19 protein-coding genes are annotated in these 16,752 nt (G+C 40.1%); 12 read left to right on the top strand and 7 right to left on the bottom strand.

Translation table 11 applies throughout. The features are described 5' to 3' along the window. Positions 1-3 precede the first annotated feature (3 nt). Complete coding sequence (locus GVK91_RS25200; protein ID WP_088163452.1) at positions 4-546, bottom strand: DUF1599 domain-containing protein; 543 nt, start codon at positions 544-546, stop codon at positions 4-6. Positions 547-851: 305 nt separating this feature from the next. On the opposite strand from GVK91_RS25200, the gene GVK91_RS25195 reads away from it, so the two are divergent. The 4 genes from GVK91_RS25195 (at position 852) to cysM (ending at position 3,819) form a co-directional block, all read left to right on the top strand. Further along, positions 852-1,649, top strand: a complete 798-nt coding sequence (locus GVK91_RS25195) for a HipA family kinase (RefSeq protein ID WP_153847894.1) — start codon at positions 852-854, stop codon at positions 1,647-1,649. After that, positions 1,627-2,010, top strand: a complete 384-nt coding sequence (locus GVK91_RS25190) for a DUF3037 domain-containing protein (protein ID WP_153847895.1) — start codon at positions 1,627-1,629, stop codon at positions 2,008-2,010. Before GVK91_RS25195 ends, GVK91_RS25190 begins: the two co-directional genes overlap by 23 nt. Before the next feature lie 121 nt (positions 2,011-2,131). Then, on the top strand, positions 2,132-2,941 hold the full coding sequence (locus tag GVK91_RS25185) for a serine O-acetyltransferase (protein WP_075991214.1): 810 nt from the start codon (positions 2,132-2,134) through the stop codon (positions 2,939-2,941). A 5-nt stretch (positions 2,942-2,946) separates the two neighbouring features. After that, positions 2,947-3,819: a cysteine synthase CysM gene (gene cysM, locus GVK91_RS25180; RefSeq protein ID WP_153847896.1), complete on the top strand. Its 873-nt coding sequence runs from the start codon at positions 2,947-2,949 to the stop codon at positions 3,817-3,819. Between the two features lie 76 nt (positions 3,820-3,895). On the opposite strand, the gene GVK91_RS25175 is transcribed toward cysM, so the two are convergent. After that, on the bottom strand, positions 3,896-4,255 hold the full coding sequence (locus GVK91_RS25175) for a VOC family protein (RefSeq protein WP_153847897.1): 360 nt from the start codon (positions 4,253-4,255) through the stop codon (positions 3,896-3,898). A 244-nt stretch (positions 4,256-4,499) separates the two neighbouring features. Between GVK91_RS25175 and GVK91_RS25170 the strand changes: the two genes are divergently transcribed. Then, positions 4,500-5,417: a YeiH family protein gene (locus tag GVK91_RS25170; protein ID WP_159731927.1), complete on the top strand. Its 918-nt coding sequence runs from the start codon at positions 4,500-4,502 to the stop codon at positions 5,415-5,417. A gap of 52 nt (positions 5,418-5,469) precedes the next feature. On the opposite strand, the gene GVK91_RS25165 is transcribed toward GVK91_RS25170, so the two are convergent. From GVK91_RS25165 to GVK91_RS25155, 3 genes are all read right to left on the bottom strand, one after another. Then, positions 5,470-5,934: a GNAT family N-acetyltransferase gene (locus GVK91_RS25165; RefSeq protein WP_159731925.1), complete on the bottom strand. Its 465-nt coding sequence runs from the start codon at positions 5,932-5,934 to the stop codon at positions 5,470-5,472. A 40-nt stretch (positions 5,935-5,974) separates the two neighbouring features. Then, positions 5,975-6,433, bottom strand: coding sequence for a MaoC family dehydratase (locus GVK91_RS25160; protein ID WP_046673910.1), 459 nt, complete (start codon positions 6,431-6,433; stop codon positions 5,975-5,977). Positions 6,434-6,602: 169 nt separating this feature from the next. Next, entirely contained in the window at positions 6,603-7,034 is a 432-nt protein-coding gene (locus tag GVK91_RS25155) for an SRPBCC domain-containing protein (protein ID WP_153847900.1), read from the bottom strand. 178 nt (positions 7,035-7,212) lie between these two features. On the opposite strand from GVK91_RS25155, the gene GVK91_RS25150 reads away from it, so the two are divergent. The 7 genes from GVK91_RS25150 to GVK91_RS25120 all read left to right on the top strand — a co-directional run bounded on the left by GVK91_RS25150 (position 7,213) and on the right by GVK91_RS25120 (position 13,503). Beyond that, on the top strand, positions 7,213-8,019 hold the full coding sequence (locus GVK91_RS25150) for an alpha/beta hydrolase (protein WP_153847901.1): 807 nt from the start codon (positions 7,213-7,215) through the stop codon (positions 8,017-8,019). 146 nt (positions 8,020-8,165) lie between these two features. After that, complete coding sequence (locus GVK91_RS25145) at positions 8,166-8,570, top strand: hypothetical protein (protein WP_159731923.1); 405 nt, start codon at positions 8,166-8,168, stop codon at positions 8,568-8,570. Between the two features lie 174 nt (positions 8,571-8,744). Continuing rightward, a complete protein-coding gene (locus GVK91_RS25140; RefSeq protein ID WP_159731921.1) occupies positions 8,745-9,626 on the top strand; it encodes a DUF3347 domain-containing protein in 882 nt (293 codons plus the stop codon). A gap of 11 nt (positions 9,627-9,637) precedes the next feature. Further along, positions 9,638-10,069, top strand: coding sequence for a hypothetical protein (locus tag GVK91_RS25135; RefSeq protein ID WP_159731919.1), 432 nt, complete (start codon positions 9,638-9,640; stop codon positions 10,067-10,069). A gap of 12 nt (positions 10,070-10,081) precedes the next feature. Beyond that, positions 10,082-10,747 carry a DUF3347 domain-containing protein gene (locus GVK91_RS25130; protein ID WP_159731917.1) on the top strand — a complete coding sequence of 222 codons (666 nt, stop codon included), beginning with the start codon at positions 10,082-10,084 and terminating at the stop codon, positions 10,745-10,747. A gap of 4 nt (positions 10,748-10,751) precedes the next feature. Beyond that, the gene (locus GVK91_RS25125) at positions 10,752-11,216 is read left to right on the top strand and encodes a DUF2231 domain-containing protein (protein WP_153847906.1); all 465 of its coding nucleotides are present in this window, start codon (positions 10,752-10,754) and stop codon (positions 11,214-11,216) included. Positions 11,217-11,226: 10 nt separating this feature from the next. Then, positions 11,227-13,503, top strand: a complete 2,277-nt coding sequence (locus GVK91_RS25120) for a multicopper oxidase family protein (protein ID WP_159731915.1) — start codon at positions 11,227-11,229, stop codon at positions 13,501-13,503. Between the two features lie 384 nt (positions 13,504-13,887). Here GVK91_RS25120 and GVK91_RS25115 read toward each other — a convergent pair whose 3' ends face one another. After that, entirely contained in the window at positions 13,888-14,886 is a 999-nt protein-coding gene (locus GVK91_RS25115) for a beta-ketoacyl-ACP synthase III (RefSeq protein WP_159731913.1), read from the bottom strand. A gap of 306 nt (positions 14,887-15,192) precedes the next feature. Then, positions 15,193-16,626 carry a PLP-dependent aminotransferase family protein gene (locus tag GVK91_RS25110; protein ID WP_159731911.1) on the bottom strand — a complete coding sequence of 478 codons (1,434 nt, stop codon included), beginning with the start codon at positions 16,624-16,626 and terminating at the stop codon, positions 15,193-15,195. Positions 16,627-16,752 lie beyond the last annotated feature (126 nt).

The following is a 16,752-nucleotide window of genomic DNA, read 5'->3' as shown; positions in this document are numbered from 1 at the left end:
CGATTATTGTTGTGCGATTCCTAATTTAATTAATGCGAAAACTGCGTAATTGAGCATATCTTGATAGTTGGCATGGATGCCTTCAGAAACCAGGGTTTGCCCATCATTATCTTCAATTTGTTTGACGCGGTGTATTTTCATTAAGATCAGATCTGTCATGGAAGAAACACGCATATCGCGCCATGCCTCACCGTAATCGTGGTTTTTGGCAAGCATGAGATCTCTGGTCTCGGTAACCTTTTCTGTATATTTCTGATTTACAAAGGTTGGATCCAAATTTTCTTCACCATCTTCACCCAAATCAATCTGAATCATGGCCATGACACAGTAATTGATAATACCGATATATTCGTCAACAATTCCTTCGCCTACTTTGGAAACCTTTTTGATTTCTAGCGTGCGTATACGTTGTGCTTTAATGTAAATCTGATCCGTAATGGAAGATAGGCGCATAATCCGCCATGCCGTTCCATAATCTTTTGTTTTTTTAATAAATAAATCCTGACAATGTTTGATAACACTGTTATATTCCTGAATGGTATCCATATCGTTGATTGAAGAAACTTGATGAGACAAGTTGTGATTACACTACAAATATAATTAGAAAATAATACTTCCAACGGTCAAATGAATGTACAATTTGTGCTTTATTGCTAAAATATAAACAATAATTTTGGATATTACCACAATTAAAAGTTCGCAGGGGCTAGGGGCAACAGCATCGTGCAAGTGCATGGCGTGAATTTCTTGTTTCCTATATCCCCAAACGTTTAAATATGGGTAACTTTAGATAAGTTTGATCAGTTTGCAAGGTGTATTGCCAACTTTGAAGATAGTAAAAATATAAATTCATGGATTTTCAACAACCTGTTATTAGAGAAGTAGAGATCATCCGATATGTTCAGCCATTTCGGGAAGGAGGGTCTTTACCCGCATTAGTCGATGCCGATGACGGCTTTAGTTATGTTATAAAATTTAGAGGGGCAGGTCAGGGACGAAAAGCATTGGTCGCGGAATTGATCGGTGGAGAGCTAGCAAGATTGCTCAAATTAAGAGTTCCCGAAATTGTATTTGCGGAGTTGGACGAATCCTTTGGCCGTACAGAACCCGATGAAGAAATTCAGGATCTGCTCAAATTTAGTGTGGGCAAAAACCTGGGACTTCATTTTCTGAGTGGAGCCATCACATTTGACGCGAATGTCGATGCTATCGGCGCGGAGGAAGCATCGAAAATTGTTTGGTTGGATTCACTCTTGATGAATGTAGACCGTACTGTGCGGAATACAAATATGCTGATATGGCATAAAGAACTTTGGTTGATAGATCACGGCGCTTCTTTATATTTTCATCACAGTTGGGATAATTGGGAAGAACAATCCCTAAAACCATTTGTTCAGATTAAAGATCACGTACTGCTCAAAAATGCAAGTATGGTGGAAAAAATAGATCAGGAATACCGTTCCGTTTTTACGGAGGCGGTATTTCGCGGAATATTGGCGGTGGTACCCGATGAATGGCTGGAAGATGCCGAACGTGAGCTCTCTGCTGCCGATGCGCGCGAAGTGTATGTTTCTTTCCTGAAACGGCGTATAGCCAATTCATCCATTTTTGTAAAACAAATAGAAGATGCCAGAAAAGACCGTATATGAGTATGCTGTGGTACGTTTGATACCACGGGTGGAGCGAGAGGAATTTATCAATGTAGGCGTAGCTCTTTATTGTCGTAAGTATCGTTTTGCGAAGATGGTTTATCTTGTCAATGAACAGAAGGTACGGTCTCTTTGCCGGGATATCGAATTGGAATTGATCGAAAATCATCTTTCATCTTTCCAACGAATCTGCCACGGCGAAAAAGATGCCGGCAAACTTGCTGCACTGGATATCACCGAACGCTTTCGATGGCTGACCGCAAAGCGGAGTACCCTGATTCAATGTTCGGCATCACATCCCGGATTATGTGAGGACCCCGAAGCAACATTGAAGGAGCTGTTTGAGCGTCTGGTTCTGTAAATTAAAAGATGTGCTCCCTTGATCAGGGGACAATACGTGATGGTCAAAGGGGCTAAGTTTTGATAATAAGGCTTAATCTATCAATATTGTATAGTATATTTGTTTTAATAAACTAGTGAAGATGCATGATTTTTATCAACATATCTATGAACAGCAACTTGCTGTTCTAGAAATGCCTTCTAACAAGAAGATCTGCGGCTGGGCTATCCGAATTGTGGATGTGCTCTTCCCCGAACGAAATTCTAGCGAGATGAAATCGGTCGATGATGTGAAGCTCGCTTTTGAACAATTTGAATTGGAGCTCGAGCAGCTCTTGAGCAAATCCAAAGCTTGTCAAAGTTGTAATCATTCGGAAGTAGCGCACAAATTTTTTGAACGGATTCCACAGCTTTATGAATTGATGTGCTGGGATGCGGATGCCTTGATGGATGGGGATCCAGCAGCACAGAATAAAAGAGAAGTCGTACGTACTTATCCCGGTTTCTTTGCCATCTGTATCTTCCGGATGGCCAATGAACTGCATCGCTTGGGTGTTCCTTTGATACCGCGTATATTGACGGAACATGCCCATTCCAAAACAGGTATTGATATCCATCCCGGAGCAACGATAGGCCATCATCTGCATATTGATCATGGCACCGGATTAGTCATCGGTGAAACCTGCACCATTGGTAATTACGTGAAGCTTTATCAGGGTGTAACCTTGGGCGCGCTGAGTGTTGATAAGGTGTTTTCCAATGTAAAACGCCACCCGACAATCGGTGATCATGTCATTATCTATTCAGGGGCCACCATCCTCGGCGGTGAAACACACATCGGCCATCATTCGGTCATTGGCGGGAATGTTTGGTTGACAAGTTCTGTAGAGCCTTACACCACCGTATATCATCAGGCCACCTCAAAATTTATAGATTCGAAACCAATAATATAGATACCATGGGAAATATCATAGATACCATAGGAAATACGCCTTTAGTCGAGATAACACAATTTCATACAAATCCCAAGGTGCGGATATTTGCGAAAATGGAGGGGAATAATCCTGCTGGTTCAGTGAAAGATCGTGCGGCACTAAATATGATTCGCTCGGCGATGGAACGCGGTGACATTACAAAAGATAGCAAATTGATTGAGGCAACGAGTGGAAATACCGGAATCGCATTGGCTATGATTGCAGGTATATATGGACTTAACCTTGAGCTTGTAATGCCGGCTTCTTCAACACGGGAGCGAACACTTACGATGGAGGCTTATGGCGCTAAAGTCACCTTATTGGAATCCATGGAAATATGCCGCGATTATGCAGAAGAAAAGGCCGAAAAAGAAGGTTATTTTATATTGAATCAATTTGCAAATCCGGATAATTACGAAGCACATATTAAGACAACGGGACCTGAGATCTGGCGTGATACCGAAGGAAAGATTACACATTTTGTAAGCGCTATGGGCACTACAGGTACAATTATGGGAAACTCCATCTATCTGAAGGAGAAAAATGCAGCTATTCAGATTGTAGGTTGCCAGCCTACTCCGGAATCCTCGATACCAGGTATACGGCGTTGGCCCGAAGCGTATCTGCCCAAGATTTTTGATCCGAGCAGGGTAGATCGTGTCATCGATATATCCCAACAGGAAGCAACCGAGTTTGCGCGGGAGCTTGTCAAGCGCGAAGGTGTTTTTGCCGGAATGAGTACCGGCGGAGCTTTTGCCGGAGCACTTAAAATTGCAAATGAAATCGAAGCAGGCCTTATTGTCTTTATTGCCTGTGACCGAGGTGATCGTTATTTGAGTTCTGACCTTTTCGGCTAAGAACCCATACGAACAATACCAAGCCCACTACGGATCTTCGCTTATTTTTAGCAATCTTTAGTGGGCTTTTCAATGTTTAAGCATCGGCGCCAAAGGTTAGTAGATTGCTGTCGGGATCTAAAATCGAAAACTCACGCTGACCCCAAGGCTTAATCTCAAGTTTACCATTGGGATGAATCTCAACGTTATTTTCTTTAAAAGATTCATACAGACAATCAATATCGTCTGTGCGTATATAAACCATACCATAATTTTCTTCGGGTGGAAGTTCTTGGAATTCAAAAAAATGAATTTCAATATCATCTTTCTTCAACATCAGATACCCTTCATAGTCGGCAGTGCCACATAATGAAAATCCAAGTTTATGTAGATAAAAATCCTTTGTGATGGTTTTGTTGCGCATGGGCAGTTTGGGATGAATGGCTGTCAGTTTCATCGGTATATAATTATTAAGTCGAGTTTAATCCATCTGTTTAGTAACCTATTTGAAATATAATCATTTATCGTAGTATTTTAATGTTCTACCATAAGGATTATTTCGTTTTTATAGCGTATTCTTTAGCTATTTTGACTAAAATGTAGTTGTTTGTTATAACCAATTGTTATGACTCATTTATAATTGTGTCTTTTATAATAATTGAGAGTTATTCAATTTTGTACCAAATCAATGTATCATTGTCATGGACAAAAAAATAAATACGACAATTCGTTATAAACAGTTGCTCAATCGAAAAGTTTCCGTTCGGGAAATCATTTTTATGCTCTTATTTGTATTGTGTCTTACGCCATTCGTTTCAGCTCCGCTTGCCTTACTTTTGGGCATTATTGTAGCACAATGGATCGGTCATCCTTTTCTGGCAGTCAATCACAGGGCGACACAGATTTTGTTGCAAATTTCTGTTGTTGGACTTGGCTTTGGAATGAATATCGATACGGCTATCCAAACGGGTAAGCAAGGGTTTGTGTTAACAGTTATTTCTATTCTCGGAACATTATCATTGGGCTATCTATTGGGTAGGTTACTCAAGTTGGAAAAGGTAACCGCTTATTTGATTTCTGTCGGCACTGCCATTTGTGGTGGAAGTGCCATTGCGGCGGTTTCACCGACGATAAAAGCCAATGAGAAGCAAGTCAGTGTGGCGCTAGGGACCATATTTGTACTGAATGCCATTGCTTTATTTGTATTTCCTGTTGTCGGTCATTTGCTTGATCTCAGCCAGACGCAATTTGGCTTATGGTGTGCTGTTGCTATACAGGATACCAGTTCTGTCGTTGGTGCAGCGAGTAAGTATGGTAATGAAGCACTACAGGTCGCGACAACCGTAAAATTAACTAGAGCTTTATGGATTATTCCGATCGCCTGTTTAAGTGCTGTAGCATTCAAGACCAAAGGGACGAGCATTAAAATACCCTATTTTATTGGTCTATTTGTATTGGCGGTTATCTTAACAAGTTATATCCCTTTTTTTCAGCATATAGGAGGCTATGTCGTCCATATTTCAAAGATGGGGCTTACCTTAACTTTGTTTTTAATTGGAGCAAGCTTGTCTAGGGAGGTTTTGTTGGCAGTAGGTTTTAAAGCAATACTACAGGGGTAGTGCTGTGGTTGGGATTATCAATACCGGTACTTGTCTATATCTATTTTTGTCTTTAAGCATTTAACGTATACTTCAGCATAATCATATCTTTCAACAGCTGACCATTTTCATAAATAGGCAGCTCATAATTTTCGATGAAAAAATCTTTACGGATGGCGTATTTAACAAAGCCATTTCGTTCATAAAAACGAATTTGAGCCAGACCACAATCTGCAGTACCTACAATCAGGTTCGGGTATTGCTGGTAGTTCTCCTTGATAAAATCAAGCAGTTGACTTCCGAGCCCCATACTTTGAAACTCTGGTGATACGGCGATGTTTTTAATTTCTAATGTATCCGTATTGACCGGATATAAACAGAAAACAGCGATAGGTTTTTCCGTTTCATAGACAACATAAACCATCGATTCATAGAGGTATTTGTCGATTGCATGAATGGTTTCGTCTGCTAAAAGCAACAAATCATAAGGATAATCCTTATGATTTGTAATAAGTTTTATTTGAAAGCTATTGCGCATGTATAAGAATTCGCTAATGGCCTATAGTCTAATGTTGGAATTAATTGAAATGATATAAAAAGATAACATCACCCACGTAAGCCGGTTTTGCACTGTCTTTGATTTTCAATGTAGCTTCAATGGTAACTTTAACAACCCCTCTCAAATTGACCACCGATTTTACTTGTGTATGTAGCTGTACAGCATTGTCAACCAAAACGGGTTGTGCAAAACGTAGGTTTTCAATCCCATAATTGATTTCCATTTTGACATTTCTTACTTCAGCAATTTGTTTCCATAAATAAGGAATGAGAGACAAGGTCAGATAGCCATGGGCAATAGTTGATTTGAAAGGACTATCCGTTTTGGCCTTTTCGCTATCTAAATGAATCCATTGGTGATCAAGTGTTGCATCCGCAAATTGATTAATTTGTTTTTGATCAATAACATGCCATTGGGATTCGCCTAATGATTTTCCTTCAAAGGCTTTATACTCTTCATAATTGTTAATTATTGTCATATGTAATCTTTTTATCGCATTTTGTTGGTATCGTTCCCCGCTTTTAATGGAGAAGGGAAGATAAATTAGTGGCTAAATATAACTATACTTTTAAGAATCCTAAGCATATCCTTTATTTAAAAGATGATTGCATGAAAAGACAAGCTAAGTTCGTTCATCATTCATACGATTACCCGAGTTGTGTCGTTGCATAGGTGTTTTCAACGTAGGATCTAAAATTTTCGAGTATGGCTTGCCATCCATTACGTTGCATATCAATTGGATTTTCCGTTTCTGCATCAAAAATTATCGTGATATCCGTAGCAGACTTTTTTGCATTGAAGTTGACTTCAACATGACGGCCATCAGGCATAACATAGGCTATTTTTTTAAAGGGGTCAAGCGCGGTATAGCTGCCTTCAAAATCGAAGCCCATGGATCCATCTTTTGCCTCCATGCGGTTTTTGAACTTTCCGCCAATGCGTAAATCATTGATTGAGCTTGTACAGTGCCAATCATCTGAAGCATGGTTCCATTGCATGATATCTTCGGCTGAGTTATACGCATTCCAGATCGTTTCTACGCGTACGTTGATATGGGTTTCAATCTTTATCTGTTCCATATAATGTATGATGTTTTCTAAGTTAATAACAGGAAAATTTGGGTTTTGTTATATCTATCGCCAGATAATTATCAATATAAAATAAAAAGTGTAAAGTTGAAACTTATTTTAGCTCAACCAAATAGTTTTGATTGAGTTTTGTTAACTTTAAGCTATTTAACACTTAAATACGATTTATATGTCCTCCAAATTGCTTGTTATCTTCTTTTTTCTGTTTTCACCGAGTTTGATTTTTGCGCAGCAATATAAAACGACAACCGACGTTGCCTATTGTAAACCTGATGAACCAGATTCTTATAAGAAAGAACGTTGTAAATTGGATATCTATATCCCGACTGATCGTAAAAATTTTGCTACCATCGTATGGTTTCATGGAGGTGGACTAGAGGAGGGAAATAAATTTATTCCACTTGAACTTAAAGAGAAAGGTGTAGCGGTTGTAGCGGTAAATTATCGGCTAAGCCCCAAAGCCAAATCGCCGAGCTATATTGAAGATGCTGCTGAGGCTGTTGCATGGACATTTTCACATATTGCCAGCTATGGTGGAGACCCCTCAAAAATTTATGTGTCGGGGCATTCTGCAGGCGGATACCTGGCTTTAATGGTTGGTTTGGATAAACATTACCTTCAAAAATTTGGTGTTGATGCAAATAATATAAAAGGGCTGGCGCCGATTAGTGGGCAAACAAATACGCATTATACAATTAAAAAGGAACGTGGTCAATCTATGGTGATCCCCCAGATTGACCAGTTTGCACCACTTTCTTTTGCCCGGAAGGATGCACCGCCAATTCTCCTGATCACCGGCGATCAACAATTGGAAATGGCCGCACGGTTTGAGGAAAACGCACATTTGGCAGCGATCTTAAAACAGGTTGGGCATACCAAAACCTCGTTGTACCAACTGCAGGGTTTTGATCATGGAGGAGTGTATGCACCCGGTTGCCTATTGATGCTTAACTGGATCAAAGGACTCGAAAAATAGTTTTTATGTGGTCAGGCCGAGAATCGGAAATACATCAAATCAAAATATTATAAACAAAATAAGAAATATTACAATTGTACATTCGTAAATTCTACCGAAATTTACCTCCAAAGTAGCACATCTCTACTTTTCAAATTTAATCCGTTATGTGGGCAAAACGCAATATCGTATTTGTAATCTGTATGCTGGGGCTTTTTTTAGCACCAAATAGGTTATTTGCCTGCCACGAACCGTCCGAAAAGCCAAAACAGGAAGAAAAATCCTGTTGTCTTGATGAAAGACAACATATAAAAGACGTCGGAACAGAAGATTGTTGTAAAGATGAAAGAGCTGAATCGCCACAATCTGATCACCATGGGGATGACTGTGGTAAACATTGTGGCGAAAAATCATGCCGCACCTCCCTGCAATGTAATCCTATTGTTTCAGTGATCGAAGCTCAGCTTATTTTACCCTTACATGCTGATGCATTAAACGCTTATACGCGTTATAAACAACCTTATTGCGCAGATGCCTATTTTTCCATTTGGCAACCTCCTCAGATCGCTTAATGTTAGACTGATAGCCTATGCTATGTCTGTTTGGATCGGTTTCTCTATCCAAAACCCCGTTTATTTAGCTTATGAAAATCCCTTTGAATCTATCGGATTCAATACGCAAATACAGTAAATCGCTGTAGAAGGGTTTTTTCGTCAGTATTCTTTTATATACTACATATCATAATCATGAGATTAATTTCATTACTTGGTTTGGTAATCCCTGTATTACTATCCACCCAACATACACATGCACAAATTAAAAATGCAAAGACAGCTACTGTAAAGATTTTTGGAAATACTCCGGCTGTTAAAACGATCATTGAAAAAGAAGGCAAGGACGGACAATTTGCTAAAGTTGACTGGAATCAGACAACCAAGCTAGCAGTTGTTACCTACGACTCTTCAAAAACAAGCGCGGATGAGGTCCTTAAGCGTATTGCATTGGCGGGGTTCGACAATGAAAAATTTCTGGCTCCAGATGATGCTTATATTCAATTGGCAAAAGCTGAACAATATGAACGAATCTTAAAACCTGCATTAAAAAATGGTACTGAACATCAGGTTGATCATACGAACCATAGCCAGGGCGTACAAACAACAATTCAACCTTCGGCGAACACAAAATCAGCCGATGAAAAGACCACATTTGTACTGTTGACAGATCTTTATTTTGCGCTAAAGGATGCTTTGGTGAAGACAGATGCGGTGGCGGCTGCAGCTCAGGCAGAGGCATTTCAAGCAGCAATCAAAGCTGTCGATATGAATAAACTTAGCCATGATGAACATACCGTATGGATGAAGGTTATGAATAAGCTGGCAACCGATGCGGCAGGTATAACTAAAAATAAAGATGTGGCTAAGCAACGTGTGGCTTTTGCATCTCTTTCAAATACGTTGTATGAGCTTCTGAAGGTGAGTAAAGTGGATGGACCTATTTATTATCAGCATTGCCCCATGTTTAATGAAGGCAAGGGAGCGCATTGGTTAAGTAAGGAGAATGCCGTGAAAAACCCATTCTTTGGTGCACAAATGATCAGTTGTGGAAGTACAGTAGAAACGTTAAACTAATCGGCTGCGTTATGAATTATTTCCTAGCTATCCTATCGGTTGTTGTGTTGTCTTTAACGGCCTGTAGTGGTTCACAAACGAATACCAAAGCTGAAGATCGAATAGTTTCGACTGATCCTGCTATCAATTTGCCTGTACAGTCCGTTCAATACAAGGTGGGCGATCTTGTGCCTACAGCACAAGTTTGCATGGTGAATGATGCTTTTATGGGGAAAAAACAATTGCTGGTCAGACACGAGGGTAAGGATTATTATGGCTGCTGTGAAATGTGTAAAAAGCGCATACCCCAAGAAGCTGTGGTACGTGTAGCCATCGATCCTTTTTCAAAAAGAGAAGTAGATAAGGCGACGGCTTCCATCGCAATTACCGGCGATCAGGGTGAAGTTTCCTATTTTGAAAACGAAGCAAACTATCGAAATTACATTAAAAATCTAAACCTATAAATACACTTAATTATGAAAAAGTTTATGCTAATTGTGGCGACGGCTTTGATATTCGTTGCATGCAACAATTCAACATCCAAAAATACACATGCAGATCATATGGTCGCTGTTGCTGAGGATACCGCAACGATAGCTGTAGACAACGGCAAAGGCGATACCGCTTTGACTAAAGAAGAGGCGGCCGGCGTAAGTAATACCGCTGCAAAAATAGAATCATCCACTGAGAAAGTTAATCTAAAAACAGCAAGTAATCCTTTTGCAGGCTTATACAGTGCCTATTTCGAACTGAAAGATGCATTGGTTAAGGATAATGGAGCGGCTGCACAGGCAGCTGCGAAAGGAATCCAGGCTGCCATTGAAAAAGTTAATAGCGAACAATTGGATGCTGTTCAAGGAAAGCTTTGGAAGGAATATCAACGAAAATTGGCTTTCGATACAGAACATATCGCTGGAATTAAGGAAAATGAACATCAGCGGGAGCACTTTGTGACCCTTTCCAAAAATATGTATGTGTTGATGAAATCTGTCAAACCTGAAATTACGGTCTATTATCAACACTGCCCTATGTATCGTGATGGAAAAGAAGCCAATTGGTTGAGCACACAAAAGAAAATTGAAAATCCTTATCTAGGTCAATCAATGCCCACCTGTGGATCTATCGTAGAAACAATACAATAAAACAATGAAAAGCTTATTCGAAGGACTGCCTAGTTTACATCCGCTATTGGTGCATTTTCCGATTGTACTTTTGTTGATGGCGTTGATCAGTCATATTGGTGCCTTATTGTTAAAAAAACATCGACGTCCTTTCACTGTACTGACTTTTGGATTGTTGTTATTGGGAACACTTGGAGCGCTTGCTGCAATTCAGACCGCAACCCATATTTCAGGCGATGCCGATGAAGGAGCCTTTGCGGTTTTTGAGATCCATCAACGTTTTGCCTGGATCAGCTTTTGGCTTGCAAGTAGTACAACAGTCCTGCATTTTGTTGGTTTGCGGAAAGATACAGGTGCTTGGATAAACTATTTGATATTGATTTTGTTGATAAGTTTATCGGTGACACTATTTATCACAGGGCATCACGGGGCTAGACTGGTCTACCAATATGGCGTAGGACCGATGGGAAATGGAATACTAATCAATTAAATGAATGAACATGCGTAAAAAGAGTAATATATTAACGGTTGTTTTATTATTGATGACACAACTGACAGTGCTGGCCCAGAAAGTGGTTCGTCATGACCTTTATGTACGGGATACCATTGTCAATTATGCCGGCAAATCAAAACGGGCAATCGCTGTAAACGGACAGATTCCGATGCCTACCCTGACTTTTACTGAAGGAGATACGGCGGAAATTGTTGTTCACAATGAGTTAAAGGAGAGTACGTCGCTACATTGGCATGGTATTTTTCTGCCGAACAAAGAAGACGGTGTGCCACACCTGACGCAGGAACCTATAAATCCGAATTCGACTTATACCTATCGCTTTCCGATAATCCAGCACGGTACACACTGGTATCATTCGCATTCCGGCCTGCAGGAACAGATCGGTATGTATGGTAGTCTTATTCTCAACAAGCGTGCAGATGATAAGACTTTCCGGAAAGGAATTGATGATTTACCCACGATTCCGGTCATATTGAGTGAGTGGACAAATTATAACCCCAATAACATTCAGCGGATGCTACACACGGCCAACGATTGGGCCGCGATAAAAAAAGGGGCTACACAATCGTACGTTGAAGCTTTTAAAGAAGGGAAGTTTAAGACGAAAGTTACGAATGAATGGAAACGTCAGCTGGCAATGGATGTCAGTGATGTGTATTATGATAAGGTCTTGATGAACGGGGCTCATTCCACGGATTTAAAATCGGTGAATGGTAAAGCTTTGAAAGCAGGAGATAAAGTGCGTTTACGAATTTCCAATGGCGGTGCTTCGTCTTATTTTTGGCTGCGCTATGCAGGTGGCAAAATTACCGTTGTTGCCAATGATGGGAATGATGTGGTACCGGTGGAGGTCGATCGATTAATGATTGCCGTATCGGAGACTTATGATGTCGTTGTAACAATCCCAAATGAAGGTACAGCTTACGAATTCATGGCAACAACAGAAGATCGAACGCAATCTGCGAGTTATTTTGTCGGAAATGGCATCAAACAGTTGATTTCTCCACTTCCCCGCCTTAAATATTTTGAAGGCATGAAGATGATGAACGATATGATGAAGATGAATGGGGATCTCAATGATATGGGCATGAAGATGAGCTTGAATCAGATGGATATGAATGTGGTGATGTATCCCGAAATTACAGGTGATGGAAAGAAAAAGGAAGATCACAGTAAACATAGCGGTATGGATCATGGACAAATGAAGATGGAAGAAGATCCAAATCGTTATAATGCTAATGCATTGGGCGATATTGTAACGCTAAACTATGCGATGTTGGAATCTCCCCAGGCGACGGAACTGCCTAAAGAAGCGCCGATACGAGATCTTAAATTTACGCTTACGGGAAATATGAGTCGTTATGTATGGAGCATGGACAATAAAATTCTCTCTGAAACGGATAAGATACCTGTAAAAAAGGGTGAGGTATTGCGCATTACCATCTATAATAATTCGATGATGCGTCATCCAATACATCTGCATGGCTTTGACTTTAGACTGTTGAATGGAAAAGGATCAAAAGCGCCATTGAAAAATGTGGTTGATATCATGCCGATGGAGACGGATACGATCGAATTCTTAGCAAATGAAGAAGGTGACTGGTTTTTTCATTGCCACATCCTGTATCATATGATGGCTGGGATGAACCGCGTGTTTGCTGTGGACGATTATAAAAATCCCAATCTTCCAGACAAAGCCAAAGCCTATAAGGAATTGCAAATGGAAAGTAATATGACCCATTTTATGGCGCAAAATGATTTTGCGACCAATGGAAATGACGGTCAGGCCATGTTTCAGAATGCGCGTTGGCAGCTTGGTTCCGAATGGCGATTAGGGTATAACGATATGCATGGCTATGAGGTGGAAACCCACCTGGGTAGATACTTTGGGAAGATGCAATGGTTTATGCCATTTGTAGGTTTTGATTATCGTTATCGCCGTATGGGAGAGGATGAACATGAGAAAAATATTTTTGGACAGGCCAATAAAAAAGATAGTCGCAAAGCCTTAAGTCTGGGTTTTATGTATACTTTACCCATGTTGGTCAATTTTCAGGCGGAGGTGTATCACGATGGTATTGTCAGATTGCAGCTGATGCGAGAAGATATTCCGATCGCTAGAAGAATCCGTGGTGATTTTATGGTTAACTCGGACCTTGAATATATGGCGGGACTAAATTATGTCATCACCAAAAATATGGCTTTTAGAACGCATTATGATAGTGATATGGGTTTTGGTGTGGGCTTGTCATTAAATTATTAAAAGCGTAGATTTTATTGGAGTTTTAAAGGGGGCTTTGCATCGCAAAGCCCCCTTTTCTTTTGCCATTAAAAGAGAGGATAAATGGAGGACATCTTCTGAAATAATACTGATTTTATTGGTATATCATTGGGAATTAAATCGGACTTTAGACGCTTTTATCCGAATGAGGTCCCTATAAGGTCCGTATAAGGTCCCTATAAACTCCCCATTATTTATTCCTTTCTTCTTCACGGTGCTGCCTGTAAAAAAGAGGATAGGTTCGATTCTTCTTGCGCAATGGCGATCCTGTTTTTGGTAGCGGGAAATAAAGAAAAACCCCAGAAATCATTGATTCCTGGGGTTTTATTTTAGTGTGAATTTATGACGACTAAAGTTTTTGATCGCTTAAATCATCCATTTAAATATGCTGGCTCCCCAAGAGAAACCGGCACCAAAGGCGGTTAACATGACTAAATCACCGGTATTTAATTTTTTAATATTTTGCCAGATACATAGTGGAATCGTGGCAGCAATGGTATTTCCTAGGTATTCGATATTACTTAACGCTCTATCTTGTGGTATATTAAGACTACGCCCAACGGCATCAATGATGCGCTGATTAGCCTGATGTGGGATTAACCAATTGATATCTTCAATCTGTAGGTTGTTGCGTTGCAAAACCGTATTACAGGCATCGCTCATAGACTGCACAGCATGTCTAAATACAGTTTTACCATCTTGTTTCAGGAATCTGTTGTCGTTAACAGGAAGATTGCTGTCGATTGGATACAAAGAACCGCCGGCTTCAATTTTTAAAAATTCTTTTCCCGCTCCATTGCTACATAGATAGGCATCCATAATTCCACCTTCTAGAGATGGCTCAAGCCATATCACACCAGCGCCATCACCGAAAAGAATATTGGTTGATCGGTCTCTTAAATCGACATAAGTACTGATGTTGTCGGCTCCGACTACGAGTACATTTTTATAACGTCCAGTCTCAACGAGAGCAGAAGCCATATCTAAGGCATATAAAAATCCAGAGCACGCAGCATTGACATCAAAAGCCCAAACATTGGTAAGACCTAATTTTTCTAAAATGATATTTGCTGTTGCCGGCATAGGCATATCAGGTGTAGAAGTCGCCACAATTAGGGCATCTACATCGTTCAGATTTTTATGATATTGTGTTGCCAAATCTTGTATAGCTTTTACAGCCATGTCTGATGTGGCAAGATTTTCTTCTAAAATTCTCCGCTCCTTAATACCTGTGCGTTTGATAATCCACTCATCGGATGTATCGCAAAACTGCTCCAAATCTGTATTCGATCTTTTATTCGGTGGAATATATCCGCCAATACCAGTTATTGCTGCATATGGCCTGCTGGGTATTCTCTCAGTCATAAATTAATGTACTCTATTCTCTCTCTTATTATATAGCTATCCTATTAGGAATTACTCGTGTGTCTTTTGCGCCGTAAAACTACGGTTAATTTATGCGATTAATAAGTGAAAAAATTGATTTTTGACAAAATAATTACGTTTTATCAGCATTTTTAACTGTTTTTTACGTATTACCTATACTAATCTTTTAATCGGTCTTTATGAGGCGGAATTAAATATTGAATGTGCTTGTTTTTTCAGAATTTTAATCTAATGAAGTCCGTCCGAATTGGAAAATAGTCTAGTTGCTTTTTGTGTTTCAAACCATTAGGAGGAGAGTTTTGCCTGTTCCAAAAGTTCAGCCAAAATGACTATTCCTTCTTCGATCAATTCCTCTGATAAGGATCCGTAGCCGAGTCGTATTCCGCCAAAAACATTTTCTCTGCTGTAGTTTTCGGGATGCGGTATATGTACTGATCTTTCCTTTAATTTTTGGAATAAAAATGCCCAGTCGATTTGATGTTTAAAAGATAGCCAAACCGCCAATCCCCCTTGTGGAGAAATATAGTTCACATGATCCTGCAGATGTTTGTCCAATTGGGCGATCATAAAATCACGTTTCCTTTTGTAAAGCTGTGTTGCTTTTCGGATATGTCTACGAATTGTTCCATCCTGAATGAGTTCCAGTACAGCTTGCTCCATAATATTGTCACCTTGGATATCGATGATGTAGCGAAGTTCGGTAATCTGCTGGAGCAAATGCTCGTTTCTCGTCGCAAGATAACCGATACGGAGTGCTGGTGCGACAACTTTGCTCAGCGTACCAATGTAAACTGTATTGATCAGTTCCTGCTGTGAAGCGAGCGGGTAATAGGGAACTTGTTCAAAATGAAATTCGTAGTCGTAATCATCCTCGATGATCGTGAAGTTATATTGGTTGGATAATGCTATTAATTGTGATCTCCGTTCTTTGCTTAATGTGACAGTGGTTGGATACTGTCGATGTGGGGTAAGGTACAGCGCCTTAATATTGCTCTTTTTCAATAAATGAGGCAGTAGTTCTTCAACGATAAGACCATCGGTATCGACAGGGATAGGAATCAATTTCGCGCCGGCTTTTTCAAAGATCTTCCAGGCTGAATGGTATCCAGGGGACTCTACAAAGATATAATCATCGTGCTGTAATAGGCATTGGGCGACCAAGTACATGGCCATTTGGCTTCCACGACTGATGCATAGCTTGTTTTTATCGATGTGCATGTTGCGTTCGATGTTGAGCATATTGGCGATTTCTTCACGAAAATCTAGATGACCTCGGGGATCGGCATATCCCATCATTTTCCAACGTGCGCTACGTTTAAAAATTTGGCGATAGGCCCGTCCGAGCTGTTCTACCGGGGCAATCTTACTGTCTGGATTACCGTCATCGAATATAATGCGTGTTGGAGGCTGATGATCAGATAATTCGATCTTTTGTGCAACATATAGGTTCGAGCCATAAGGTAATTGGGCCGCTACAAATATACCTCTACGTGCTTGACTAACCAGCCAGCCTTCACTCAACAGCAACTGTATGGCATCAATTACCGTGTTTCGGTTTAATTTTAGTTGGGCTGCAAGAGATCTGCTACTCGGTAAGGCCGTTCCCTTCGGCAATCTACCAGATTGAATATCAGCAGCAATGTTATCCGCTATTTGGATGTAAATCGCTTTTGAAGAGGATCTGTCAATATCTATCGTTAAATTCCAAGGTCTAAGCATGAGGCTGTTGTATCGGGTAATTGTTCAAATATACAATTGTTCTGCAGGATTAAAATACATTCGATAGATGGCGCATGAGCAGTGCTGCGCTATTCTATTTAAGATGAGTTATTTTGTTTATTGCCT

The organism is Sphingobacterium sp. 18053 (assembly GCF_902706145.1).
Lineage (GTDB): Bacteria > Bacteroidota > Bacteroidia > Sphingobacteriales > Sphingobacteriaceae > Sphingobacterium > Sphingobacterium paramultivorum.
This window is presented reverse-complemented; position numbering and strand designations above follow the sequence as displayed.